The organism is Bordetella genomosp. 13 (genome assembly GCF_002119665.1).
GTDB lineage: Bacteria > Pseudomonadota > Gammaproteobacteria > Burkholderiales > Burkholderiaceae_B > Bordetella.
This window is the reverse complement of sequence record NZ_CP021111.1, coordinates 2090192-2111895: the sequence shown is the minus strand read 5'-3', so window position 1 is coordinate 2111895 and position 21704 is coordinate 2090192. Positions and strand designations below refer to the sequence as shown.

Annotated in this window: 21 protein-coding genes and 1 tRNA gene; 17 read left to right on the top strand and 5 right to left on the bottom strand. The window is 64.8% G+C overall.

Features of this window, described 5'->3' with window-relative positions; genetic code table 11:
* Positions 1–6: 6 nt before the first annotated feature.
* Positions 7–1203: a succinyldiaminopimelate transaminase gene (gene dapC / locus CAL15_RS09540; protein WP_198299194.1), complete on the bottom strand. Its 1197-nt coding sequence runs from the start codon at positions 1201–1203 to the stop codon at positions 7–9.
* A gap of 45 nt (positions 1204–1248) precedes the next feature.
* Between dapC and CAL15_RS09535 the strand changes: the two genes are divergently transcribed.
* The 6 genes from CAL15_RS09535 to CAL15_RS09510 all read left to right on the top strand — a co-directional run bounded on the left by CAL15_RS09535 (position 1249) and on the right by CAL15_RS09510 (position 4966).
* Positions 1249–1334, top strand: a tRNA-Leu gene (locus tag CAL15_RS09535).
* A 107-nt stretch (positions 1335–1441) separates the two neighbouring features.
* Positions 1442–3022, top strand: a complete 1581-nt coding sequence (locus CAL15_RS09530; RefSeq protein ID WP_232468168.1) for a sensor domain-containing diguanylate cyclase — start codon at positions 1442–1444, stop codon at positions 3020–3022.
* 132 nt (positions 3023–3154) lie between these two features.
* The gene (locus CAL15_RS09525; RefSeq protein ID WP_086078371.1) at positions 3155–3439 is read left to right on the top strand and encodes a hypothetical protein; all 285 of its coding nucleotides are present in this window, start codon (positions 3155–3157) and stop codon (positions 3437–3439) included.
* A 47-nt stretch (positions 3440–3486) separates the two neighbouring features.
* A complete protein-coding gene (locus CAL15_RS09520) occupies positions 3487–3807 on the top strand; it encodes a hypothetical protein (RefSeq protein WP_086078370.1) in 321 nt (106 codons plus the stop codon).
* Between the two features lie 331 nt (positions 3808–4138).
* Positions 4139–4342, top strand: a complete 204-nt coding sequence (locus CAL15_RS09515; protein WP_086078369.1) for a cold-shock protein — start codon at positions 4139–4141, stop codon at positions 4340–4342.
* A 417-nt stretch (positions 4343–4759) separates the two neighbouring features.
* Entirely contained in the window at positions 4760–4966 is a 207-nt protein-coding gene (locus tag CAL15_RS09510) for a cold-shock protein (protein ID WP_086078368.1), read from the top strand.
* Between the two features lie 103 nt (positions 4967–5069).
* On the opposite strand, the gene CAL15_RS09505 is transcribed toward CAL15_RS09510, so the two are convergent.
* Complete coding sequence (locus tag CAL15_RS09505) at positions 5070–5648, bottom strand: TIGR00645 family protein (RefSeq protein WP_086078367.1); 579 nt, start codon at positions 5646–5648, stop codon at positions 5070–5072.
* Between the two features lie 191 nt (positions 5649–5839).
* Here CAL15_RS09505 and tig point away from each other — a divergent pair, with 191 nt between their 5' ends.
* The 4 genes from tig to lon all read left to right on the top strand — a co-directional run bounded on the left by tig (position 5840) and on the right by lon (position 11981).
* A complete protein-coding gene (gene tig, locus CAL15_RS09500) occupies positions 5840–7150 on the top strand; it encodes a trigger factor (RefSeq protein WP_086078366.1) in 1311 nt (436 codons plus the stop codon).
* A gap of 2 nt (positions 7151–7152) precedes the next feature.
* Positions 7153–7806: an ATP-dependent Clp endopeptidase proteolytic subunit ClpP gene (gene clpP, locus CAL15_RS09495; protein ID WP_086078365.1), complete on the top strand. Its 654-nt coding sequence runs from the start codon at positions 7153–7155 to the stop codon at positions 7804–7806.
* Positions 7807–7959: 153 nt separating this feature from the next.
* Entirely contained in the window at positions 7960–9264 is a 1305-nt protein-coding gene (gene clpX / locus CAL15_RS09490; RefSeq protein WP_086078364.1) for an ATP-dependent Clp protease ATP-binding subunit ClpX, read from the top strand.
* Positions 9265–9539: 275 nt separating this feature from the next.
* Entirely contained in the window at positions 9540–11981 is a 2442-nt protein-coding gene (gene lon, locus CAL15_RS09485; RefSeq protein ID WP_086078363.1) for an endopeptidase La, read from the top strand.
* Positions 11982–12189: 208 nt separating this feature from the next.
* Here the strand turns inward: lon and CAL15_RS09480 are convergent, their stop codons facing one another.
* The 3 genes from CAL15_RS09480 to CAL15_RS09470 form a co-directional block, all read right to left on the bottom strand.
* Positions 12190–13164: a tripartite tricarboxylate transporter substrate-binding protein gene (locus CAL15_RS09480; RefSeq protein WP_086078362.1), complete on the bottom strand. Its 975-nt coding sequence runs from the start codon at positions 13162–13164 to the stop codon at positions 12190–12192.
* A 244-nt stretch (positions 13165–13408) separates the two neighbouring features.
* Complete coding sequence (gene lexA, locus CAL15_RS09475; protein WP_086078361.1) at positions 13409–14056, bottom strand: transcriptional repressor LexA; 648 nt, start codon at positions 14054–14056, stop codon at positions 13409–13411.
* A gap of 234 nt (positions 14057–14290) precedes the next feature.
* Positions 14291–15493, bottom strand: a complete 1203-nt coding sequence (locus CAL15_RS09470) for an amino acid aminotransferase (protein WP_086078360.1) — start codon at positions 15491–15493, stop codon at positions 14291–14293.
* Between the two features lie 102 nt (positions 15494–15595).
* Between CAL15_RS09470 and uvrB the strand changes: the two genes are divergently transcribed.
* The 7 genes from uvrB to hscB all read left to right on the top strand — a co-directional run bounded on the left by uvrB (position 15596) and on the right by hscB (position 21689).
* Positions 15596–17626 carry an excinuclease ABC subunit UvrB gene (gene uvrB / locus CAL15_RS09465; RefSeq protein ID WP_086078359.1) on the top strand — a complete coding sequence of 677 codons (2031 nt, stop codon included), beginning with the start codon at positions 15596–15598 and terminating at the stop codon, positions 17624–17626.
* A gap of 249 nt (positions 17627–17875) precedes the next feature.
* Positions 17876–18367 carry a low molecular weight protein-tyrosine-phosphatase gene (locus CAL15_RS09460; RefSeq protein WP_086078358.1) on the top strand — a complete coding sequence of 164 codons (492 nt, stop codon included), beginning with the start codon at positions 17876–17878 and terminating at the stop codon, positions 18365–18367.
* Between the two features lie 228 nt (positions 18368–18595).
* Complete coding sequence (gene iscR, locus CAL15_RS09455) at positions 18596–19123, top strand: Fe-S cluster assembly transcriptional regulator IscR (protein ID WP_086078357.1); 528 nt, start codon at positions 18596–18598, stop codon at positions 19121–19123.
* Positions 19124–19146: 23 nt separating this feature from the next.
* Positions 19147–20358, top strand: a complete 1212-nt coding sequence (locus tag CAL15_RS09450; protein ID WP_086078356.1) for an IscS subfamily cysteine desulfurase — start codon at positions 19147–19149, stop codon at positions 20356–20358.
* A gap of 33 nt (positions 20359–20391) precedes the next feature.
* The gene (gene iscU / locus CAL15_RS09445) at positions 20392–20844 is read left to right on the top strand and encodes a Fe-S cluster assembly scaffold IscU (RefSeq protein WP_086078355.1); all 453 of its coding nucleotides are present in this window, start codon (positions 20392–20394) and stop codon (positions 20842–20844) included.
* A gap of 2 nt (positions 20845–20846) precedes the next feature.
* Positions 20847–21170, top strand: a complete 324-nt coding sequence (gene iscA, locus CAL15_RS09440; RefSeq protein ID WP_086078354.1) for an iron-sulfur cluster assembly protein IscA — start codon at positions 20847–20849, stop codon at positions 21168–21170.
* Positions 21171–21173: 3 nt separating this feature from the next.
* Complete coding sequence (gene hscB / locus CAL15_RS09435) at positions 21174–21689, top strand: Fe-S protein assembly co-chaperone HscB (RefSeq protein WP_086078353.1); 516 nt, start codon at positions 21174–21176, stop codon at positions 21687–21689.
* Positions 21690–21704 lie beyond the last annotated feature (15 nt).

The window sequence follows — 21704 nt, the reverse complement described above, 5'->3', positions numbered from 1 at the left end:
CAGAATTCAAGAGGTGGTGCGCACGAAGCGCGCGATGCGCTCGGCGGCTTCGACGCACTGCGCCAGCGGCGCAACCAGCGCCAGCCGCACGCGGCCTTCACCCGGGTTGGCTCCATGGGCTTCGCGCGCCAGAAAGCTGCCGGGCAGGACGGTGACGCCGGTGTGGCCGTAGAGCTCTCGCGCGAAGGCGGCGTCGGAGCCGGGCGTGGGCGCCCAAAGGTAGAAGGACGCCTGCGGCATGCGCACGTCGAGCACCGGTTGCAGGATGGGCAGCACCGCGTCGAACTTCTCGCGGTACTGGCGACGGTTGCCGCGCACGTGTTCTTCATCGTGCCAGGCCGCGATGCTTGCCGCGGCCACCGCGGGGCTCATGGCGCTGCCATGGTAGGTGCGATAGCGCAGGAAGGGGCCGATGAGGGCGGCGTCTCCGGCGACGAAGCCCGAGCGCAGGCCGGGCACGTTGGAGCGCTTGGACAGGCTGCCGAAGGCCACGAGCCTCCGGTAGTCGTCGCGGCCGAGCCGGCGCGCGGCCTGCAGGCCGCCAAGCGGCGGATCGCCCTCATCGTGATAGATCTCGGAATAGCACTCGTCCGAGGCGATGACGAAGCCATGCCGGTCGGACAGCGCGAACAGCTCGCGCCACTCGTCCAGCGACATGACGTTGCCCGCCGGGTTGCCGGGCGAGCACACGAATACCAGGCGCGTCTCGCGCCATATCTCTTCGGGCACGCTGCCCCAGTCGCCGCCGAAATTCCGGGCGGGATCGGCATTGAGGTAATAGGGGCGGCCGCCGGCCAGCAGCGTGGCGCCCTCGTAGATCTGGTAGAACGGATTGGGGCAGATGACGCGTTCGTTGCCAGTGGGATCGAGCACCACTTGCGCGAAAGCGAACAGCGCCTCGCGCGAGCCCAGCACCGGCAGCACCTGCGTATCGGCGTCGGGCGCGGGGATGCTGTAGCGGTGCGCCAGCCATTGCGCAATGGCCTGCCGCAGGCGCGGCTCGCCGTGGGTGGCGGGGTACACCGACAGGCCGTCCAGGCCGTCGCGCAGCGCCTGCTTCACCGCTTCGGGCGCCGCGTGTTTGGGTTCGCCGATCGACAGGTTGATGGGCGGCATGCCGTGGGAAACGGCGTCGGCGCTGGCCAGCAGCGCGCGCAGTTTCTCGAACGGGTAGGGGTGCAGAGTGTCGAGACGGGGATTCATGGCCCACGATTTTACCAAGCAAGCTACAATAGCGGGCTTGGCTTTGCGAGGGTGGCGAAATTGGTAGACGCACCTGGTTTAGGTCCAGACGCCGTTAAGGTGTAGGGGTTCGAGTCCCCTCCCTCGCACCAGCATAGCTGCTTGGGCAAGCGCCCAGTAATCCGGCAGTTTCCAGCAGTTGCCCCACGCGCTGCCTCGGCAATAGCAATCGGCTGCATATCCTCTCGCGGAGGGCCCTATGCCGCATCCTGGCCTGCCCGCGCGACGACGGACGCGCAAGCTTCTGGCGATGTTCGCCGGCCGTGCCGCGCAAGTCATCGGCAGGCATCCGTACGCGGCGGGCTTTGCCGGCACCATGGTCGCGTTTGCCATGTCGTGCCTCATCGGCGCCATGGTGTACCTCGGCCGCAACGATGCGCTGGGCCGCGCGCGGGACACCGCCGGCAGCCTGGTTTCCATCATGTCCGGCGACCTCGAACGCAACATCGAGATCTACAACCTTTCCCTGCAAGGGGTTGTCGCCGGCGCCCAACGATCCGGCGTCTGGGAACTTCCGGCCGACCTGCGTCAGAACTTGCTGTTCGACCGCTTCACCACGGCCACCTACGTCAATGGTGCGTACGTGGTCGACGCCAACGGAGCCATCGTCGCGTCGCAGAACTACCTGATCGATCGCACCGTGCGCGTATCCGACCGGGACTACTTCCTGGTCCATCAGCGCAGTCCTTCCGTCGGGTTGTACGTTTCTCATCCATACCGCTCGCACCTGCACGACGGCCTGTACTCGGTGGCCCTGACGCGACGCATCGATGCGCCGGACGGCAGTTTCGACGGCATCGCCATGATGGAAATACCCGTCGCGGTATTCCAAAGGCTTGTCGACCGGGTCAACACCGGCCCCGCCGGCTCGGCCTTCATCGCGCTTGCCGATGGCACGTGGCTGGCGCGCAAACCGCACATCTCGGGCGGGATCGGCAGCCGCCGGGCCCAATTGCCCGCGTTCGCCAGCATGGCGATGGAGGAGCCGGGTTTTTATGTCGCGCGCTCGCGGGTGGACGGCGTGCAGCGCATCTTCACCTTCGCGCGAGTGGCGGGCAGCCCGCTGATCGTGGTGGTGGCGCCGGCCGTGGACGACGTCCTCGCCGATTGGCGCAGGCGCGGCATGATGGTGGGTGCGCTGGCGCTCGTGCTGGCCGGCGTGTTCATCCTGCTGTCGTGGCTGCTGGCATTCACGTTGCGCGACAAGGTGCGTGCACAGATCGAACTGCAACGCCTGGCCGTCACGGATTCACTGACGGGCCTCGACAATCGGCGCGCGCTCGACGGCCGGTTGGCCCAGGAGTGGGCCCGGGCTCGACGCGGCGGCGGCGAGATTGCCGCGCTCTTCGTCGACGTGGATTTCTTCAAGCCGTTCAACGACACCTACGGGCATGCGCTTGGCGACGAGGTGCTGGCGCTCATCGCGAACTGCATCGGGTTGGCCGCGCGTCGTCCCGCGGACGTGGTGGCCCGCTACGGCGGCGAGGAGTTCGCGGTGGTGCTACCCGAGCTGGACGCCGAGCAAGCTGTCACGGTGGCCGAACGGGTGAGGCGCAAGGTACAGGCCCTGGGCGTCACGCATGCGGCCAGCCCTTACGGCGTGGTGACCGTGAGCATCGGGGTGGCCAGCTGCCGGCCCGTCCAGGGCGGGACAGCGGGCGACCTGCTGCGGGCGGCCGACGTCCAGCTGTATGCCGCCAAGGGAGCGGGGCGCAACTGCGTGCGCTCGGCCGGGATGTTGCGCGACGGCGCCGTCAACCCGTCCTACAAGCCCGAATAGTTCTGCAGCGCGGCCGCAAAAGGGGCATAATATCGAACAAAGCGCAGTCTCATCAGTCCTCTAGTAAAGTCGCAAGTCATCCTCTCGCAAGCCACCCGCCAGGGTCATTTCCGCCCGGCATCCCTCGTCTCCATGCAGTACGAATCCCTGTTCTGGGCCATGGCGGCCATCGTCGCACTGGCACTGGCCGGCGGCGCACTGCTGGCTTTGCTGCCGTCCGTCGTGCATAGCCTCGCGGGCGTGCTGGCCGGCGCGCTGGTCGTGCTCGTCGCCGTGCTGATGGTCGCGCGCGAAGGCGAACTGGCGCCTCAGGCATGGCTGCTCGCGGTCGCTTCCTTCCTGTTCAGCTCGGTCATCGGCACGGCGGCCACTCTCGTGGCACGCAAGGTGTTGCGGTATCGGCGTCAAACGGGGTAGGGCGGTTTGCGCACGTCGGTTCACCCACTTTTTCAGGCACATCCCTCATGGAAATCACCAGCCGTCGGCAGGCTACGCTTGAACATGGCCTTTGCCTGGCCACCACGCTGGACGGCGCCAACCTGACGGTCTACGTCATATTGGGCGATGCCGACCTCGAAGCCATCGCGGGCATCGTTCCGCCCGAGCTGGTAGAAGCGGGAGCGAACATTCATGCGGCCGGCGTGGATGACACCACCCTGGCGCAGGAACAGATTGACCAGGTGCTCGAAAACGTCAATCCGGACGACGTCGTAGTGTTTTTCTGCGCTGACGAGAATTGTTATGGCGCGGCCCTGGATCTTCTCGGATTACCAGTAGATGACTGATTTTTGTGCTTAATCATTTTGAGTAATCCTTCTGGTTGCGTTACCATCTGTCCCCCACAACTTTGTGGGGCGGGACGGGACGCTTTTTATAATTGGGCGCTTGGTTGCCCATCATGCGTCCCTGTTTCTCTTTGTTGCATTATGGGCACGCGTTTTTGAGGATTATGTTGACTTGAGAGGGGAACCTGACGATAGTGTCGGCACACGATCCGAGGTGTTGATGTTCGTACAGTGCTGTGCCAGTTCCGGCGACCGTTATTGTTCTACTGTCCCCTCCTTGATTGATTCGTGGTCCCGGGCACTAGCCCATTAAATCTCTAGGAAATACAGTATGGAAACCGGCGTCGTTAAATGGTTCAACGCGGAAAAAGGTTATGGCTTCATTACGCCTGAGTCGGGCGGCAAAGACCTGTTCGCGCATTTTTCTGAAATCCAGGCCAACGGCTTCAAGTCCCTGGAAGAAAACCAGCGCGTCAGCTTCGTGACCGCTATGGGCCCCAAGGGTCCCCAAGCCACGAAGATTCAGGTTCTGTAAGACCTGTTCTGACCCAGAAAAAGCCCCGCAAGGGGCTTTTTTGTTGTGCGCATTTGTTATTTCGGGGCAGGGAGCTGCGCTCGCGCGCCATGGTCGCTGCCCTGCTTGTAAGCGCCGCGCCATGCGCGAATGCGACGTTACGCCCGGGCTACATGTCCTCAATGGACCCGATATCGCGTCACGCCCGCCGCGATAGCCACTTTTTTGTGTGCCATTGTAACAAACACCTCGTTGCAACCGCCTCCTGGCGTCGCGTTGACCCGCGATGTACGCGCTCCTACACTGGCTTGGCGAGATTCTCAAGCGGCATGGCTTTCAGCTGTTGCACCGGCCAGTACCGGACATTACCGGACGTCTTTCCCTACTTGATGATCTGGCGCTTCCGCGAGCAATCGCTATCAGGTTGAAGGACATTACATGGCAACAGGCATCGTCAAATGGTTCAATGCCGAGAAGGGATACGGGTTCATCGTGCCCGACGACGGCAGCAAAGACCTCTTCGCTCACTACTCCGAGATCCGCAGCGAAGGCTACAAGTCGCTGCAGGAGAACCAACGCGTCTCGTTCGAGATCGGGCAGGGTCCGAAGGGGCCCAGCGCCAAGAACATCAAGGTCACTACCTGACCCTTCCGTACCGTCGCGGCGCGTACCGCGGCGCCATGCGCGAGCAGGCATAAGAAATCCCGGCGCCAGGCCGGGATTTTTCATGAAGCGGGCGCGGGCCGTGTCAATGGTGCGCGCCGTGTCCGTTCGCTGCGCGCCCCTGACTGGGTGGGCTGAGCATGGTGAGCCGGTCGACGTAGGCGATGCCGATGGCCGACAGGATGAACACGACATGGATGATGGTTTGCCACATCACCCCTTCGGCCGTGAAGCGCGCGCCCGGCGTGCCCAGGTTGCTGACCTCGATGAAGGTGCGCAGCAGGTGAATGGACGAGATGCCGATGATGGCCATGGCCAGCTTCACCTTCAGTACGCTGGCGTTGACGTGGCTGAGCCACTCGGGTTGGTCCGGGTGCCCCTCGAGCCGCAGCCGCGACACGAAGGTTTCGTAGCCGCCGACGATTACCATCACCAGCAGGTTCGAGATCATCACCACGTCGATGAGGCCCAGCACGATCAGCATGATCTCGAGTTCGCCGAAGCTGGCGGCGTGCGTGACCAGGTGCCACAGTTCCTTGAGGAACAGCAGCACGTAGACGCCTTGGGCGATGATCAAGCCCAGATACAGTGGCAACTGCAGCCAGCGCGAACTGAAGATCAGCGCGGGCAGCGGGCCCAAGCGGCGAGGGGTGGGGAGATTCATGGGCTGGCCGGTCGTCCTGAATATGGTGTAGCTATGGTGTAGCGGGCCCCGATTTTAGCAACCCGGCACGGCGTGTGCTGCGCCGCGTCACTTGGCCGGGGAGTCACCCCGGATCGAAGGTGCGGCAGTTTCCGGTAAAATGACTCGTTTATCCGCTGTCTTCTTCTACTTCTCGGAAAATAGGTCTTTTAATGCAGCCTGTGGTTGAAACCCTCTCCGGCCTGGAGCGCCGTGTTGATCTGGCCGTCTCGGTGGCCGACGTCGAAAAGGAAGTCAAGGCGCAATTGCAGCGCGTGGCGCGCACGGCCAAGGTGCCCGGCTTCCGTCCCGGCAAGGCGCCGCTGGGCATGCTCGAGCGCAGCCACGGCCCCGGCATCCGCTACGACGTGATCAACAGTCAGGTTGGCCGCGCGTTCGAGCAGGCCGTCGAAGGTGCGCAGTTGCGCGTCGCCGGCGCGCCCACCCTCGAGCCCAAGACCGAAGGCGTGGCCGACGACACGCTGGCCTTCACGGCCACCTTCGAGGTTTATCCCGAGGTCTCCGTGCCCGACCTTTCGACGCTGTCGGTCACCCGCACCGTCACTGAAGTCAGCGACGCCGAGGTCGAGAAGACCATCGACGTGCTGCGCAAGCAGCGCGCCACGTTCGAGGCACGCGAAGATCGCGCCGCGCAGGACGGCGACCGCGTCACGCTCGACTTCGCCGGCACCATCGACGGCACGCCTTTCGAAGGCGGCAAGGCCGAGAACTTCCCGTTCGTGCTGGGCCAGGGCCGCATGCTGCCCGAGTTCGAGGAAGCCGCGCGTGGCCTGAAGGCCGGCGAAACCAAGGTCTTCCCGCTCAAGTTCCCCGATGACTACCAAGGCAAGGAAGTCGCCGGCAAGACCGCTGAATTCACCATCGCCGTGAAGGAAGTGGCCGAAGGCGTGCTGCCCACGGTCGACGCCGAGTTCGCCAAGTCGCTGGGCCAGGCCGAAGGCGACGTCGAGAAGCTGCGTGCCGACATCCGCGCCAACATCGAGCGCGAAGTCAAGACGCGCTCGCAGGCCCGCACCAAAGGCAGCGTGATGGACGCCCTCGTGGCCGCCAGCCAGTTCGACGTGCCCAAGGCCCTGGTCGACAGCGACGTCGAAAGCCGCATCGCCGCTGCCCGCGAAGAGCTGAAGCAGCGTGGCGTGCCCAACGCCGAGTCGGTGCCGATCCCGGCCGAAGCCTTCTCCGAAGAGTCCTCGCGCCGCGTGCGTCTGGGCCTGCTGGTTTCCGAGCTGGTCAAGCAGGCGCAGCTGCAGGCCAAGCCCGAGCAGGTGCGTGCCCGCATCGAGGAGTTCGCGCAGAACTACGAGCAGCCGGCCCAGGTGGTCAGCTACTATCTGTCCGACCGCCAGCGCCGCGCCGAGATCGAGGCGATCGTGCTGGAGGACAACGTCGTGGCCCACGTGCTGGGCCAGGCCAAGGTCACCGACGAGACGGTGCCTTTCGATCAGTTGATGGGGATGGCATGACAATGCAGCGATTCACCGATTTCTACGCGTCCATGCACGGCGGCTCTTCGGTCACGCCGACCGGCCTGGGGTACATCCCCATGGTCATCGAGCAGTCGGGGCGCGGCGAACGGGCCTACGACATCTATTCGCGCCTGCTGCGCGAACGGCTGATCTTCCTGGTCGGCCCGGTCAACGATACCACTGCCAACCTGGTGGTGGCTCAGTTGCTGTTCCTGGAATCGGAGAATCCTGACAAGGACGTCTCGTTCTACATCAACTCGCCCGGCGGGTCGGTGTATGCGGGCATGGCCATCTACGACACCATGCAGTTCATCAAACCCGACGTGTCCACACTGTGCACCGGGCTGGCGGCAAGCATGGGCGCCTTCCTGTTGGCGGCGGGCAAGAAGGGCAAGCGTTTCACGCTGCCCAACTCGCGCATCATGATTCACCAGCCCTCGGGCGGCGCGCAGGGCCAGGCTTCCGACATCCAGATCCAGGCACGCGAGATCCTCGATCTGCGCGAGCGCCTGAACCGCATCCTGGCCGAGAATACCGGCCAGCCGGTCGAGCGCATCGCCGTGGACACCGAGCGGGACAACTTCATGTCCGCCGAAGATGCGGTATCGTATGGGCTGGTGGACAAGGTCCTGGCGTCCCGTGCGGACGTCTGAAGCCCCGGTGTTACATACTTCGCGTCTTACCGGATGTCCTGATCCTCGGGGTGCGGCCAGTCCCCCCGTCCGCACCGCCGTCATTTTCGAGTAAGCGTTGAATGCCCCTGCCGCCTGGCGGCGGGGCTTCGGCACCAGAGATACGAAACACTTATGCCTGAAAAAAAGGGATCGGCAGACGCAAAGGTGCTGCATTGCTCGTTCTGCAACAAGAGCCAGCATGAAGTCCGCAAGCTGATCGCAGGTCCGTCCGTGTTCATCTGCGATGAATGCATCGACCTGTGCAATGACATCATCCGCGAAGAGGCGCAGGCCACTGCGCGCGCCGCGATTCGTTCCGAGCTGCCCACCCCAGCCGAGATCAAGACCTTCCTCGACCAGTACGTCATCGGCCAGACCGCGCCCAAGCGCATGCTGGCCGTGGCCGTATACAACCACTACAAGCGCATCCGCCACGGCGAGATCAAGGGCGACGAGGTCGAACTCTCGAAGAGCAACATCATGCTCATCGGCCCGACGGGTTCGGGCAAGACGCTGCTGGCGCAGACGCTGGCGCGCATGCTGAACGTGCCGTTCGTCATGGCCGACGCCACCACGCTGACCGAGGCCGGCTACGTGGGCGAGGACGTCGAGAACATCATCCAGAAGCTGCTGCAGAACTGCAATTACGATGTCGAGAAGGCGCAGCGCGCCATCATCTACATCGATGAGATCGACAAGATCTCGCGCAAGTCGGACAACCCGTCCATCACGCGCGACGTGTCGGGCGAGGGCGTGCAGCAGGCGCTGTTGAAGCTCATCGAGGGCACCATTGCCTCGGTGCCTCCGCAAGGCGGACGCAAGCATCCCAACCAGGACTTCGTGCAGGTCGACACGACCAACATCCTGTTCATCGTGGGCGGCGCGTTCGACGGCCTCGAGAAGGTCATCCGCGACCGCACCGAGAAGTCCGGCATCGGCTTCTCGGCGGCCGTGCGCGCCAAGTCCGAGCGCGGGGTGGGCGAGCTGTTCAGCGAAGTCGAACCCGAAGACCTGATCAAGTTCGGCCTCATCCCTGAGCTGGTGGGGCGTCTGCCCGTGGTGGCCACGCTCGACGAACTCGACGAGGCGGCACTGGTGCAGATCCTCACCGAGCCCAAGAACTCGCTGGTCAAGCAGTTCCAGAAGCTCTTCGCCATGGAAGGCGCCGAACTCGACGTGCGTGCCGGCGCCCTGAAGGCCATCGCCCGCAAGGCGCTCAAGCGCAAGACCGGCGCCCGCGGCCTGCGTTCCATCCTTGAAGGCGCGCTGCTGGACACCATGTACGACCTGCCTTCGCAGGGCAACGTCAAGCGCGTCGTGCTGGACGAGGGCGCCGTCGAAGGCGAAGGCAAGCCCCTGCTGATCTATGCCGACGACCAGGGCGGCGAAACCGAAACCAAGCCCTCGCGGAGCGAGGTCCGCAACGCGGCGGCCTGACGGACGCGCCGTGCCCGTGCGCCCGGCCCGCCTGCCAGGCTGTCACGCCGGGCCCGCAGCTTGCTGGCCCATACCTTCACCAGGTGTGGGTCGACCGGCGGCAGAGCTTTCAAGAGAAACCCGTCGCGACGGGTTTTTTTGCATCTGTCACGACCAATGCCTACCGCTGCTTGAATTTTCGGCTATTGTTCCCATATCAGACGTAACCGAGCGGTGTACGCCGGCGCGCCGGCAGCACCGTCCCCAATACGCCGAGTCAAATCGAGGAATCCCTTATGTCTGCCAGCCAGACCCTGCCTTCAGAACCCATCGACCTTCCGCTGCTTCCGCTGCGCGATGTCGTGGTGTTTCCGCATATGGTCATCCCGCTGTTCGTCGGCCGGCCGCGTTCCATTCGTGCTCTCGAGGTCGCCATGGAGGCGGGCAAGAGCATCATGCTGGTCGCCCAGAAGTCGGCCGGCAAGGACGATCCCACTCCTGAGGATGTGTACGAGATCGGCTGCGTGGCCGGCATCCTGCAGATGCTGAAGCTGCCCGACGGCACCGTCAAGGTGCTGGTCGAAGGCACGCAGCGCGCCCGCATCGACAGCATCGAAGACGTCGACTCGCACTTCACCTGCCAGGTCACCCCCATTGCGCCCGACGCCATGCAAGGGTCCGAAACGGAAGCCCTGCGCCGCGCCATCGTCGCGCAATTCGAGCAGTACGTGAAGCTCAACAAGAAGATCCCGCCCGAGATCCTCACCTCGCTGGCCGGTATCGATGACGCCGGCCGCCTGGCCGACACCATCGCCGCGCATCTGCCGCTCAAGCTCGAGCAGAAGCAGGCCATGCTCGAGATCACCGGCACCGCGCAGCGCCTCGAAGGCCTGCTGACGCAGCTGGAAACCGAGATCGACATCCTGCAGGTCGAGAAGCGCATCCGCGGTCGCGTCAAGAAGCAGATGGAGAAGAGCCAGCGCGACTACTACCTGAACGAACAGGTCAAGGCCATCCAGAAGGAACTGGGCGAAGGCGAAGAGGGCGCTGATCTCGAAGAGCTGGAAAAGAAGATCATCGCCGCGCACATGCCCAAGGAAGCGCGCAAGAAGGCCGATGCCGAGCTCAAGAAGCTCAAGCTGATGTCGCCCATGTCGGCCGAGGCCACCGTGGTGCGCAACTACATCGACACGCTCATCAATCTTCCCTGGAAGAAGAAGAGCAAGATCAACAACTCCATCGTCAACGCCGAGAAGGTGCTGGACGATGACCACTACGGTCTCGAGAAGGTCAAGGAACGCATCCTCGAATACCTCGCCGTGCAGCAGCGCGTCGACAAGGTGAAGGCTCCCATCCTGTGCCTGGTCGGGCCTCCGGGCGTGGGCAAGACCTCGTTGGGCCAGTCCATCGCGCGCGCCACGAACCGCAAGTTCGTGCGCATGGCGCTGGGCGGCGTGCGCGACGAGGCCGAGATCCGCGGCCACCGTCGCACGTACATCGGCTCCATGCCCGGCAAGATCCTGCAGAACATGAGCAAGGTCTCCGTGCGCAATCCGCTGTTCCTGCTGGACGAGATCGACAAGCTCGGCATGGACTTCCGCGGCGATCCCTCGTCGGCGCTGCTCGAGGTGCTGGATCCGGAACAGAACCACACGTTCCAGGACCACTACATCGAAGTCGACTTCGACCTGTCGGACGTCATGTTCGTGGCCACCAGCAACACGCTGAACATCCCGCCGGCGCTGCTGGACCGGATGGAGGTCATCCGCCTGTCCGGCTACACCGAGGACGAGAAGATCCACATCGCTCGCGACCATCTGCTGCCCAAGCTGATGAAGAACAACGGCGTGAAGGATGACGAACTCACGGTGGACGACAGCGCGCTGCGCGACATCGTGCGCTATTACACCCGCGAGGCTGGTGTGCGCGCGCTGGAACGCGAGATCGGCAAGATCTGCCGCAAGGTGGTTAAGAAGCTCCTGAGCCAGAAAGACCAGGCCGAGAGCGGCGCCGCCGCGCCCGTGACGGTCGACGCCGACAACCTGAACGACTATCTGGGCGTGCGTCGCTACACGTTCGGCATGGCCGAAAAGGAAAACCAGGTGGGCCAGGTTACCGGTCTGGCGTGGACGGAAGTGGGCGGCGACCTGCTGACCATCGAAGTCGCCGACATGCCGGGCAAGGGCAACATCCAGCGTACGGGCTCGCTCGGCGACGTGATGAAGGAATCGGTCGAAGCGGCCCGCACCGTGGTGCGTTCGCGTGCTCGGCGCCTGGGCTTTGCCGACAGCGTGTTCGAGAAGCACGACATGCACGTGCACGTGCCCGAGGGCGCCACGCCCAAGGATGGTCCGTCGGCCGGTATCGCCATCACCACGGCGATGGTCTCCGCGCTGTCGGGCATCCCGGTGCGCGCCGACGTCGCCATGACCGGCGAGATCACGCTGCGCGGCGAAGTCCTGCCCATTGGCGGCCTGAAGGAAAAGTTGCTGGCGGCCCACCGCGGCGGCATCAAGACGGTGCTGATCCCCGAGGAAAACGTGAAGGACTTGGCCGACATTCCGGACAATGTCAAGAACTTCCTCGAGATCGTGCCGGTCCGCTGGATCGACAAGGTGCTCGAGCTGGCGCTGGAGCGCCTGCCCGAACCGCTGGCGGAAGAAGAGGCCGTCAAGGAATCCATGGTGGCCAAGCCCGTCGAGCCGTCGAGCTCCAGCGACACGCTGATCAAGCACTGAAAGAGGCCCAGCCTCCAGCGGTGTGAAAAGGGGCGCAGTCCGCAAGGATTGCGCCCCTTTCTTGTTCGTGCTGCCGCTTGCTAGCCGTGCAATACGAACCGCTCGTTGCTCTTGAAACCGGCCAATATGGGAATGCGCTGGCCCGGCTGCACATGAGCCGGCGCTTGGGTCAGCATTGGAAACGGGCCCGTGCGCACATGGGCACTGATCACTCGATGCGCGCGCCGGCGGCTTTCACCACCTCGCCTGCCTTCTTCCAGTCGTCCTTCAGCAAGGCCTGGAAGCGGGCGGCCGGCAGCGAGCCGGCTTCCACGCCGAGGCCGGCCAGCCGCTTCTGCACGGCCGGATCCTTCAGCACTTTTTCCACTGCGGCGTTGATGCGTTCCACCTCCGCGGACGGCGTGCCGGCCGGCGCCAGCAGGCCCAGCCACGAATCGAACACGTAGCCAGGCAAGCCGGCCTCGGCCACGGTGGGCAGGTCGGGCAGGAACTGCGAGCGCTGCTGGCCGGAGTAGGCCAGCAGCTTGACGCGCGGGTCGTTGCGATAGGCCAGCATGCCTACGGTGGCGCCCGTCACCACTTCCACACGGCCGGCCAGCAGTTCGGTGACGGCGTCGCCGGTGGATTTGGTGGGAATGTGTTGCAGCGTCAGGCCGGCCTGCGCGGCCAACAGCGCCGTGGCAAGGTGCGATGCGCTGCCGTTGCCGGCGGAGGCGTAGTTCAGTTTGCCCGGCTGTGCGCGAGCGCGTTCGATGAGGGTGTTCAGACTGTCGATGCCGGACGGCGCGGACACGCCCACCACATAGCCCGTGGTGCCCACATACGATACGCCGACGAAGTCCGCCACGGGATCGTATGGCAGCTTGGCGTATAGATGGCCGGCCAGGTGATGGCTGGCGGCGGCCAGTACCAGCGTGTTGCCATCGGGCGTGGCTCGGGCAACCTGTGCCGTGCCCAGGCTGCCGCCCGCGCCGGCGCGATTCTCCACCACCACCGTGGCTTTCAGTTCCTGCCCCAGTTCATTGCTGAACGTACGGGCCACGGCGTCCTGCGTGGCGCCCGGGCCGTACGGCACGATGATGCGGATGACACGCTCGGCGTGCGCCGTGCCGGCCATGCCCGCGAGCAGGGCGGCGATGGCGCCCGCCAGTTTCAGGCGGGAAAAACGAAAGGGAAACTTCATTGCTGAGTCCTGGATGTAAGGTTTGCTGCCACGCGCGCGGTGGGCGGCGAACCGGCGATCTTATCGAGTGGCCGGTGGCGGGCCAAAGACAAAAACGCAATAAACATAGGCGCAGGCACGGGCCGGATCATGTGCGGCACCGGGCGGCGCATGCAAGAAGCCCTCGACGGGCGGCGCCGCGTCGAGGGCTTTCAGTTGGCCGGGTGCGCCGCCTTCATCATGGATGCATGGCGGGTTGGCGCGATCAGTGCAGGGCGTGGGTGCGGATCAGGCCGACGGCGACGCCTTCGAGCGCGAAGTCTTGCCCGGGCTCGACAATGATGGGGGAGAAGTCGGGGTTTTCGGGCAGCAGCTCGATGCGGCCATTGGCGCGCTGCAGCCGCTTGACGGTGACATCGTCGTCGATGCGAGCCACCACGATCTGGCCATTGCGAGCTTCGGAGGCCTTTTTGACGGCCAGCAGGTCGCCTTCGAGAATGCCGGCATCGCGCATGCTCATGCCGCGCACCTTGAGCAGATAATCGGGCGCCTGATCGAACAGGGCGGGGTCCACGCCGACTTCGCGCTCGACGTGCTCGGCGGCCAGCATGGGACTACCCGCCGCCACGCGGCCGACCAGGGGCAGCAGCAGGTGGGCGAGCGTCGTGACGGCAGAGGGCGCCGCGACGGTTTCGTCGGCCGCCTTGAGACGAATGCCGCGCGAGGCGCCCGCCGTGAGCTCGATGGCGCCCTTGCGCGCCAGGGCCTTCAGGTGGTCTTCGGCAGCGTTAGGCGAGCGAAAGCCCAGCGCCTGGGCGATCTCGGCGCGGGTGGGCGGAAAGCCGGTGCGCGCGACCGTCTGGCGAATGAGGTCGAGAATTTGCTGTTGGCGTTCCGTGAGTTTCGTGGCCATGGCGATGATCCGGGTAGCGCTGGACGCGGACTGTATGTATATACAGCGCCATTCTGGGGGACGCAGCAGAAAATTGCAAGGCGCGCCAGGGCGCGGTTTGTTTCAACACAAATCCGCGGCGGTGCGCGTCTCGACGTTGCGTCCGGGCGAATGACTGCGCTGCCGAAGCTGCCATGACACCGCACACGAAAACGGGGCCCGCAGGCCCCGTTTCGCAGCGCAATGCCGGCCGCCTTACTTGATGACGGCAGCGATGGCGGCAGCGACCGTGTCGATGTTGCGGCTGTTCAGCGCGGCCACGCAGATGCGGCCCGTGCTGATCGCGTAGATGGCGTGCTCTTCGCGCAGGCGATCGACCTGCTGGGCCGTGAGACCCGAGTACGAGAACATGCCGCGCTGGCGCAGCACGAAACTGAAGTCCTGCGTGGCGCCATGCGCCTTGATCTTGTCCACCAGTTGCTGGCGCATCAGGCGGATGCGGTCGCGCATGCCGGCCAGTTCCTGTTCCCACATCGCGAACAGCTCGGGCGTGTTCAGGACCGTGGACACGACCGTGCCGCCATGGGTGGGAGGATTGGAGTAGTTGGTGCGGATGGTGCGCTTGAGCTGGCTGAGCACGCGCGCGGCCTCGTCCTTGTCGCCAGCGACCACGGTCAGGGCGCCCACGCGTTCGCCGTACAGCGAGAACGACTTCGAGAACGACGAGCTGACCAGCATGGTGATGTCCAGGTCGGCGAACAGGCGCACCACCGCGGCATCTTCCTTCAGGCCCGCGCCGAAGCCCTGGTAGGCGATGTCCAGGAACGGGACCAGATTGCCAGCCTTGACCACGTCGGCGATCTGCTTCCATTGCTCGGGCGTGGGATCGACGCCCGTGGGGTTGTGGCAGCACGCGTGCAGCACCACGATGGTCTGTGGCGCGGCGGCCTTCAGGTCGGCCAGCATGCCGTCGAAGTTCAGGCCGTGCGTGGAGGCGTCGTAGTAGCTGTAGGTGCCCACCGGAAAGCCGGCGCGCTCGAACAGCGCACGGTGGTTTTCCCAGCTGGGATCGCTGATCAGCACCTTGGACTGCGGCAGCAGTTGGCGCAGGAAGTCGGCGCCGACCTTCAGCGCGCCGGTGCCGCCCAGCGCCTGGGTGGTGAGGACGCGGCCGGCCGCGGCCAGCGGCGAGTCGGCGCCCAGCAGCAGCGCCTGCGCGCCCTTGTTGTAGCCCGCGATGCCTTCGATGGGCAGGTAGCCGCGCGCCGCGGCCGCCTCGATGCGCGCCACTTCGGCTTTGCGGACGGCGCCCAGCAGGGGAATGCGCCCTTCGTCGTCGTAGTAAACGCCCACGCCCAGGTTGACTTTGCCGGGGCGGGTATCGGCGTTGTACTGCTCATTCAGGCCAAGAATGGGATCGCGCGGCGCGAGTTCGACGGAAGCGAAGAGGTTGCTCATGGGCGTTGAATCGGTGGGTGGACGCACTACCGGGTGCTGTGGATAATGGGGGGTTTACCCCGACAGAATGTCTTCATACAGACATCTTGGAAAAAGTCTAGCATGCCGCCCGATTCCGGATACGTCGACTACCCCGGCAGCCCCTTTCACCTGTACCAGCCCTATCCCCCCGCGGGGGACCAGCCCACGGCCATCGAGGGCCTGGTGCAGGGGGTGCAGGACGGCCTGATGTACCAGACGCTGCTGGGCGTCACGGGCTCGGGCAAGACCTACACCATGGCCAACGTCATCGCGCGGCTGGGACGGCCGGCGCTCGTGCTGGCGCCCAACAAGACGCTGGCGGCGCAGCTGTACGCCGAGATGCGCGAGTTCTTCCCGCGCAATGCGGTCGAGTACTTCGTCTCGTACTACGACTACTACCAGCCCGAAGCCTATGTGCCGACGCGCGACCTCTTCATCGAGAAAGACTCGTCGATCAACGAGCACATCGAGCAGATGCGGCTGTCCGCCACCAAAAGTCTGCTGGAGCGGCGCGACACCGTCATCGTGGGCACGGTCTCGTGCATCTACGGTATCGGCAATCCCGGCGATTACCATGCCATGGTGCTGATCCTGCGGGCCGGCGACCGCATCTCGCGCCGCGAGATCCTGGCGCGCCTGGTGGCCATGCAGTACACGCGCAACGATGCCGAGTTCACGCGGGGCACGTTCCGCGTGCGCGGCGAGACGGTGGACATCTTTCCGGCGGAAAGCCCCGAGCTGGCGCTGCGCATGACGTTGTTCGACGACGAGGTCGAGACGCTGGAGCTCTTCGATCCTCTTACCGGCCGGGTGCGCCAGAAGCTGCCGCGCTTCACCGTATACCCGGGTTCGCATTACGTCACGCCCCGCGAGACGGTGCTCAGGGCCATCGAAACCATCAAGGAAGAGTTGCGCGAGCGCCTGAAGCAGCTCACCTCCGACGGCAAGCTGGTCGAGGCGCAGCGGCTCGAGCAGCGCACGCGCTTCGATCTCGAGATGCTGCAGGAACTGGGCTTCTGCAAGGGCATCGAGAACTACTCGCGCCATCTGTCCGGCGCGGCGCCAGGCGAGCCACCGCCGACCCTCATAGACTATCTGCCGGCCGACGCGCTGATGTTCATCGACGAAAGCCATGTCACCATCGGCCAACTGGGCGGTATGTACCGCGGCGACCGCGCCCGCAAGGAAACGCTGGTGCAGTACGGGTTTCGCCTGCCGTCGGCGCTGGACAACCGTCCGCTGCGGCTCGAAGAGTTCGAGGCGCGCATGCGCCAGTGCACCTTCGTATCGGCCACGCCGGCCGCCTATGAACAAGAGCACGCCGACAACGTGGTCGAGCAGGTAGTGCGGCCCACCGGCCTGGTCGACCCGGTGGTCGAGGTGCGGCCGGCGCGCACCCAGGTCGACGACCTGCTGGGGGAACTGAAGCAACGCATCGCGGCGGGCGACCGGGTGCTGGTGACCACGCTGACCAAGCGCATGGCCGAAGACCTGACCGACTTTCTCACCGAGCATGGCGTCAAGGTGCGCTACCTGCACTCGGACATTGACACGGTCGAGCGCGTGGAGATCATCCGCGACCTGCGGCTGGGCACCTTCGACGTGCTGGTCGGCATCAACCTGCTGCGCGAGGGGTTGGACATTCCCGAGGTCTCGCTGGTGGCGATCCTTGATGCCGACAAAGAGGGCTTCCTGCGTTCCGAGCGCAGCCTGATACAGACCATCGGCCGGGCCGCGCGCAACCTGAATGGCCACGCCATCCTGTACGCGGACCGCATCACGGACTCGATGCGGCGCGCCATGGACGAGACCGAGCGGCGCCGAACCAAGCAGCTGCAGCACAACCAGGAGCACGGCATTACCGCGCGCGGCGTCAGCAAGGCCGTGCGCGAACTGATCGACGGGGTGGTGGCGCCGGCCAGCCACGACACGCTGGAAGCCGCCGTGCCGGCCGAAGCGCTGACCGACGAGAAGGCGATGGCCCGCGAGATCAAGCGCCTGGAAAAGCAGATGATGGACCACGCTCGCAACCTCGAATTCGAGCAGGCGGCCGCGGCCCGGGATGCGTTGAACGCGCTGAAGAAGCGGGTGCTGATGGATGGGGCGGTGTAGACCTTTGGTCCACGGCAAGACCGCCGCGTCGTTACAGATACGGGGTGCGGAATGCCTCGGCGGGCCGTTTCCGAAGGCCGCCGCCATTATGCCTTTCAAATGGCTGTCAGGGCCCTTGTCACGTTCCTGTCATGGCGTCTAATTGGTTGATTCAACTGAAGAAATTGACGTTTTAAATGACGCGTAACGATATAACCGAAATGCAAAAAACGCTTGCTATATTCCGGGTTTTCCCGCACACTTGACCCCATGATGACCAAGGTACTTTTCGTTTGCATGGGCAATATCTGTCGCTCGCCGAGCGCAGAGGGTGTGTTTCGCCACCTGGTGAACGACGCCGGGTTGGCTGATGTCGTGCGGATCGACTCCGCCGGAACCCACGCTTTCCACCTCGGCGAGGCCCCCGATGCCCGGGCACTGGCTGCAGCCCGCAAGCGCGGCTATGACATCACCCATTGCGAGGCCCGTCAGGTTACCGCGGATGACTTCCGCGAGTTCGACCTTATCCTGGCCATGGACTGGGACAACCTGTCCGCTCTCCAGCAGCAATGCCCCAAGGCTTATCAGCACAAGCTGATGCTGCTGATGCGCTTCGCGAACGAATTCGAGGAAGCCACGGTGCCGGATCCGTATTACGGCGGCCCCGAGGGCTTCGGCAAGGTGCTCGACTACCTGGAAGACGCCTGTCAGGGCGTGCTCGAACTGGTGCGCAAACGCGCTACCCAGTATCAGGCAGCCTGATCGGCGGGGCCCTCCGCGCGGCATAGTGCGGGCAGGCGGCGCCTGCCTCCGTTCGGTCCGCGGGCATAGTCCCCAGCTGTTTTCCCATACCGCGCCCAGGCGCGGTTTTTTCCGCCCTAGTGGCCTAGCAAATTACTCGGGAATTTGCTATACTTGAGGCAATTACTCAAGTATTGGGCCGCCTGAAATAAAACTTCGGGCGATTTTACGGATACACAGGAAACCACCATGCGGCTAACTACCAAAGGGCGTTTCGCCGTAACGGCCATGATCGATCTGGCGATGCGGCAGCACAGCGGTCCGGTCACGCTCGCGGCCATCAGTCAGCGCCAAAACATCTCGCTGTCCTACCTGGAGCAGCTGTTCGGCAAGCTGCGCCGCCATGAACTCGTGGACAGCGTGCGCGGCCCCGGCGGCGGCTATTCCCTGGCCCGCCTGGCGCGCAACGTCACGGTGGCCGACATCATCTTCGCGGTGGACGAGCCGCTGGACGCCACCAGCTGTGGCGGCAAGCGCGACTGCACCAGCGGCAACGACGGCCGCCCCGGCAAGTGCATGACGCACGAACTCTGGGCCACCTTGAATCGCAAGATGGTGGACTACCTCGATTCCGTTTCCCTGCAAGACCTGGTGGACCAGCAGCGCGTACGCCAGCTGCAAGAGGCCGCCAACCAGGCGCAGGAATGCTCGGTGCGCGTCAACCGCGTGGGTGGCGGCCAGCCGGCCGCGGCGGTCGAGGCGAACGCCGCCGTATAAGAACGAAAGCAGGAGTTGCACACATGACCTCTCGTCCGATCTATCTCGATTATTCGGCGACCACGCCCGTCGACCCGCGCGTGGTCGACAAGATGATTCCCTGGCTGTATGAACAGTTCGGCAATCCCGCGTCGCGCAGCCACGCGTTCGGCTGGGCGGCCGAGGACGCCGTCGAAAAGGCCCGCGAGGAAGTCGCTAAGCTGGTCAACGCCGACCCGCGCGAAATCGTCTGGACCTCCGGCGCCACCGAGTCGGACAATCTCGCCATCAAGGGCGCGGCCAAGTTCTACGCCGAGCGCGGCAAGCACATCATCACGGTCAAGACCGAGCACAAGGCGGTGCTGGACACCTGTCGCGAACTCGAGCGCCAGGGCTTCGAGGTCACTTACCTCGACGTCCAGGAAGACGGCCTGATCAGCCTGGATGCGTTCAAGGCCGCGCTGCGTCCGGACACCATCCTGGTATCGGTGATGATGGTCAACAACGAGATCGGCGTCATCCAGGACGTCGAGACGATCGGCGAAATCTGCCGCGAAAAGGGCATCGTGTTCCACGTCGATGCCGCGCAGGCCACCGGCAAGGTCGAGATCGACCTGCAGAAGCTCAAGGTCGACCTGATGTCGTTCTCGGCGCACAAGAGCTACGGTCCCAAGGGCATCGGCGCGCTGTACGTGCGCCGCAAGCCGCGCGTGCGCATCGAGGCGCAAATGCACGGCGGCGGCCACGAACGCGGCTTCCGTTCGGGCACGCTGGCCACGCACCAGATCGTCGGCATGGGCGAGGCCTTCCGCCTGGCCCGCGAGGAAATGGGCACCGAGAACGAGCGCATCCGCATGCTGCGCGACCGCCTGTATGCGGGCCTGACCCAGATCGAAGAGGTCTACGTGAACGGCAGCATGGACCAACGCGTGCCGCACAACCTCAACATCAGCTTCAACTATGTCGAGGGCGAGTCCCTGATCATGGCCATCAAGGAACTGGCCGTGTCCAGCGGGTCTGCCTGCACGTCGGCCAGCCTCGAGCCGTCGTACGTGCTGCGCGCCCTGGGCCGCAACGACGAACTGGCGCACAGCTCCATCCGCTTTACGCTGGGCCGTTTCACCACCGAGCAAGAGGTGGACTTCACGGTCGAGCTGATCAAGGGCCGGGTGGGCAAGCTGCGCGACATGTCGCCGCTGTGGGAAATGGCCAAGGAAGGCATCGATTTGAATTCCGTGCAGTGGGCGGCGCACTGAGCCGCGCCGGCGTAGCAGTATTGGAGATACATCATGGCATATAGCGACAAGGTTCTGGATCACTACGAAAACCCCCGCAACGTGGGCTCGTTCGACAAGGGCGACGACTCCGTGGGTACGGGCATGGTGGGCGCGCCCGCCTGTGGCGACGTCATGAAGCTGCAGATCAAGGTCGGCCCCTCGGGCGTGATCGAGGATGCGCGCTTCAAGACCTACGGCTGTGGTTCTGCCATTGCTTCCAGCTCGCTGGTCACCGAATGGGTGAAGGGCAAGACGCTGGACGAGGCGATGGGCATCCGCAACACGCAGATCGCCGAAGAGCTGGCGCTGCCGCCCGTGAAGATCCACTGTTCGATCCTGGCCGAGGACGCCATCAAGGCGGCGGTGCAGGACTACCGCACCAAGCACGGCGCTTCGGCGCCCGCGCAGGAATCGGAGTCCGCGCCTGCAATGGCCGCCACGGCAATGGCCGCCACGGCGAACTGATCATGGCCGTTACCCTGACCCAGCAAGCGGCCGGCCATATCGGCCGCTACCTGACCAAGCGCGGCAAGGGCATCGGCCTGCGCCTGGGTGTGCGCACTACGGGCTGCTCGGGGATGGCCTACAAGCTCGAGTACGTCGACGAGGCGGACAGCAACGACCAGGTCTTCGAAAGCCATGGCGTGAAGGTCTTCGTCGATCCCAAGAGCCTGCCGTACCTCGACGGTACCGAACTGGACTACGCGCGCGAAGGCCTGAACGAGGGCTTCAAGTTCCGCAACCCCAACGAGAAGGCGACCTGCGGCTGCGGCGAGTCGTTCACGGTGTAGGCCTTGGCGGCGGACGATCACTTCAGCCTGTTCGGGCTGCCGGCGCGTTTCGAGCTGGATGCCGGGGCGCTGGAGCGCGCCTGGCGCGAGGTGGCGGCGCAGGTGCACCCTGACCGCTACGCCACGGCCAGCGCGGCCGAGCGGCGAGTGGCCATGCAGTGGGCGGCGCGCGCCAACGAGGCGTACCGGCAACTGCGCGATCCGCTGCTGCGAGCGCGCTATCTGTGCGAGCAGGCAGGTGTCGACCTGCAGGCGGAAAGCAACACGGCCATGGAGCCCGCCTTCCTGATGCAGCAGATGGAATGGCGCGAGAAGCTCGACGAGGCGCGCGACGATCCCGCGGCGGCCGCCGAGCTGCGGGGCGAGCTCGAGCAGGCCCGGGCGCAGATGCGCGGCACGCTGGTCGAGCTGTTGGACGTGCGCGGCGATACCGCGCAGGCCGGCCTGAAGGTGCGCGAGTGGATGTTCATCGAGCGGCTGGCGCAAGAGCTGGCCGCGGTGCAGCCCTTGCATCAGTAGCCGGCCAGGCCGGCG

What these genes read in the sequence shown, in the direction of transcription:
- dapC (WP_198299194.1), bottom strand. Translation starts at nt 1,203, where the DNA reads ATGAATCCCCGTCTCGACACTCTGCACCCCTACCCGTTCGAGAAACTG.
- CAL15_RS09530 (WP_232468168.1), top strand. Translation starts at nt 1,442, where the DNA reads ATGCCGCATCCTGGCCTGCCCGCGCGACGACGGACGCGCAAGCTTCTG.
- CAL15_RS09525 (WP_086078371.1), top strand. Translation starts at nt 3,155, where the DNA reads ATGCAGTACGAATCCCTGTTCTGGGCCATGGCGGCCATCGTCGCACTG.
- CAL15_RS09520 (WP_086078370.1), top strand. Translation starts at nt 3,487, where the DNA reads ATGGAAATCACCAGCCGTCGGCAGGCTACGCTTGAACATGGCCTTTGC.
- CAL15_RS09515 (WP_086078369.1), top strand. Translation starts at nt 4,139, where the DNA reads ATGGAAACCGGCGTCGTTAAATGGTTCAACGCGGAAAAAGGTTATGGC.
- CAL15_RS09510 (WP_086078368.1), top strand. Translation starts at nt 4,760, where the DNA reads ATGGCAACAGGCATCGTCAAATGGTTCAATGCCGAGAAGGGATACGGG.
- CAL15_RS09505 (WP_086078367.1), bottom strand. Translation starts at nt 5,648, where the DNA reads ATGAATCTCCCCACCCCTCGCCGCTTGGGCCCGCTGCCCGCGCTGATC.
- tig (WP_086078366.1), top strand. Translation starts at nt 5,840, where the DNA reads ATGCAGCCTGTGGTTGAAACCCTCTCCGGCCTGGAGCGCCGTGTTGAT.
- clpP (WP_086078365.1), top strand. Translation starts at nt 7,153, where the DNA reads ATGCAGCGATTCACCGATTTCTACGCGTCCATGCACGGCGGCTCTTCG.
- clpX (WP_086078364.1), top strand. Translation starts at nt 7,960, where the DNA reads ATGCCTGAAAAAAAGGGATCGGCAGACGCAAAGGTGCTGCATTGCTCG.
- lon (WP_086078363.1), top strand. Translation starts at nt 9,540, where the DNA reads ATGTCTGCCAGCCAGACCCTGCCTTCAGAACCCATCGACCTTCCGCTG.
- CAL15_RS09480 (WP_086078362.1), bottom strand. Translation starts at nt 13,164, where the DNA reads ATGAAGTTTCCCTTTCGTTTTTCCCGCCTGAAACTGGCGGGCGCCATC.
- lexA (WP_086078361.1), bottom strand. Translation starts at nt 14,056, where the DNA reads ATGGCCACGAAACTCACGGAACGCCAACAGCAAATTCTCGACCTCATT.
- CAL15_RS09470 (WP_086078360.1), bottom strand. Translation starts at nt 15,493, where the DNA reads ATGAGCAACCTCTTCGCTTCCGTCGAACTCGCGCCGCGCGATCCCATT.
- uvrB (WP_086078359.1), top strand. Translation starts at nt 15,596, where the DNA reads ATGCCGCCCGATTCCGGATACGTCGACTACCCCGGCAGCCCCTTTCAC.
- CAL15_RS09460 (WP_086078358.1), top strand. Translation starts at nt 17,876, where the DNA reads ATGATGACCAAGGTACTTTTCGTTTGCATGGGCAATATCTGTCGCTCG.
- iscR (WP_086078357.1), top strand. Translation starts at nt 18,596, where the DNA reads ATGCGGCTAACTACCAAAGGGCGTTTCGCCGTAACGGCCATGATCGAT.
- CAL15_RS09450 (WP_086078356.1), top strand. Translation starts at nt 19,147, where the DNA reads ATGACCTCTCGTCCGATCTATCTCGATTATTCGGCGACCACGCCCGTC.
- iscU (WP_086078355.1), top strand. Translation starts at nt 20,392, where the DNA reads ATGGCATATAGCGACAAGGTTCTGGATCACTACGAAAACCCCCGCAAC.
- iscA (WP_086078354.1), top strand. Translation starts at nt 20,847, where the DNA reads ATGGCCGTTACCCTGACCCAGCAAGCGGCCGGCCATATCGGCCGCTAC.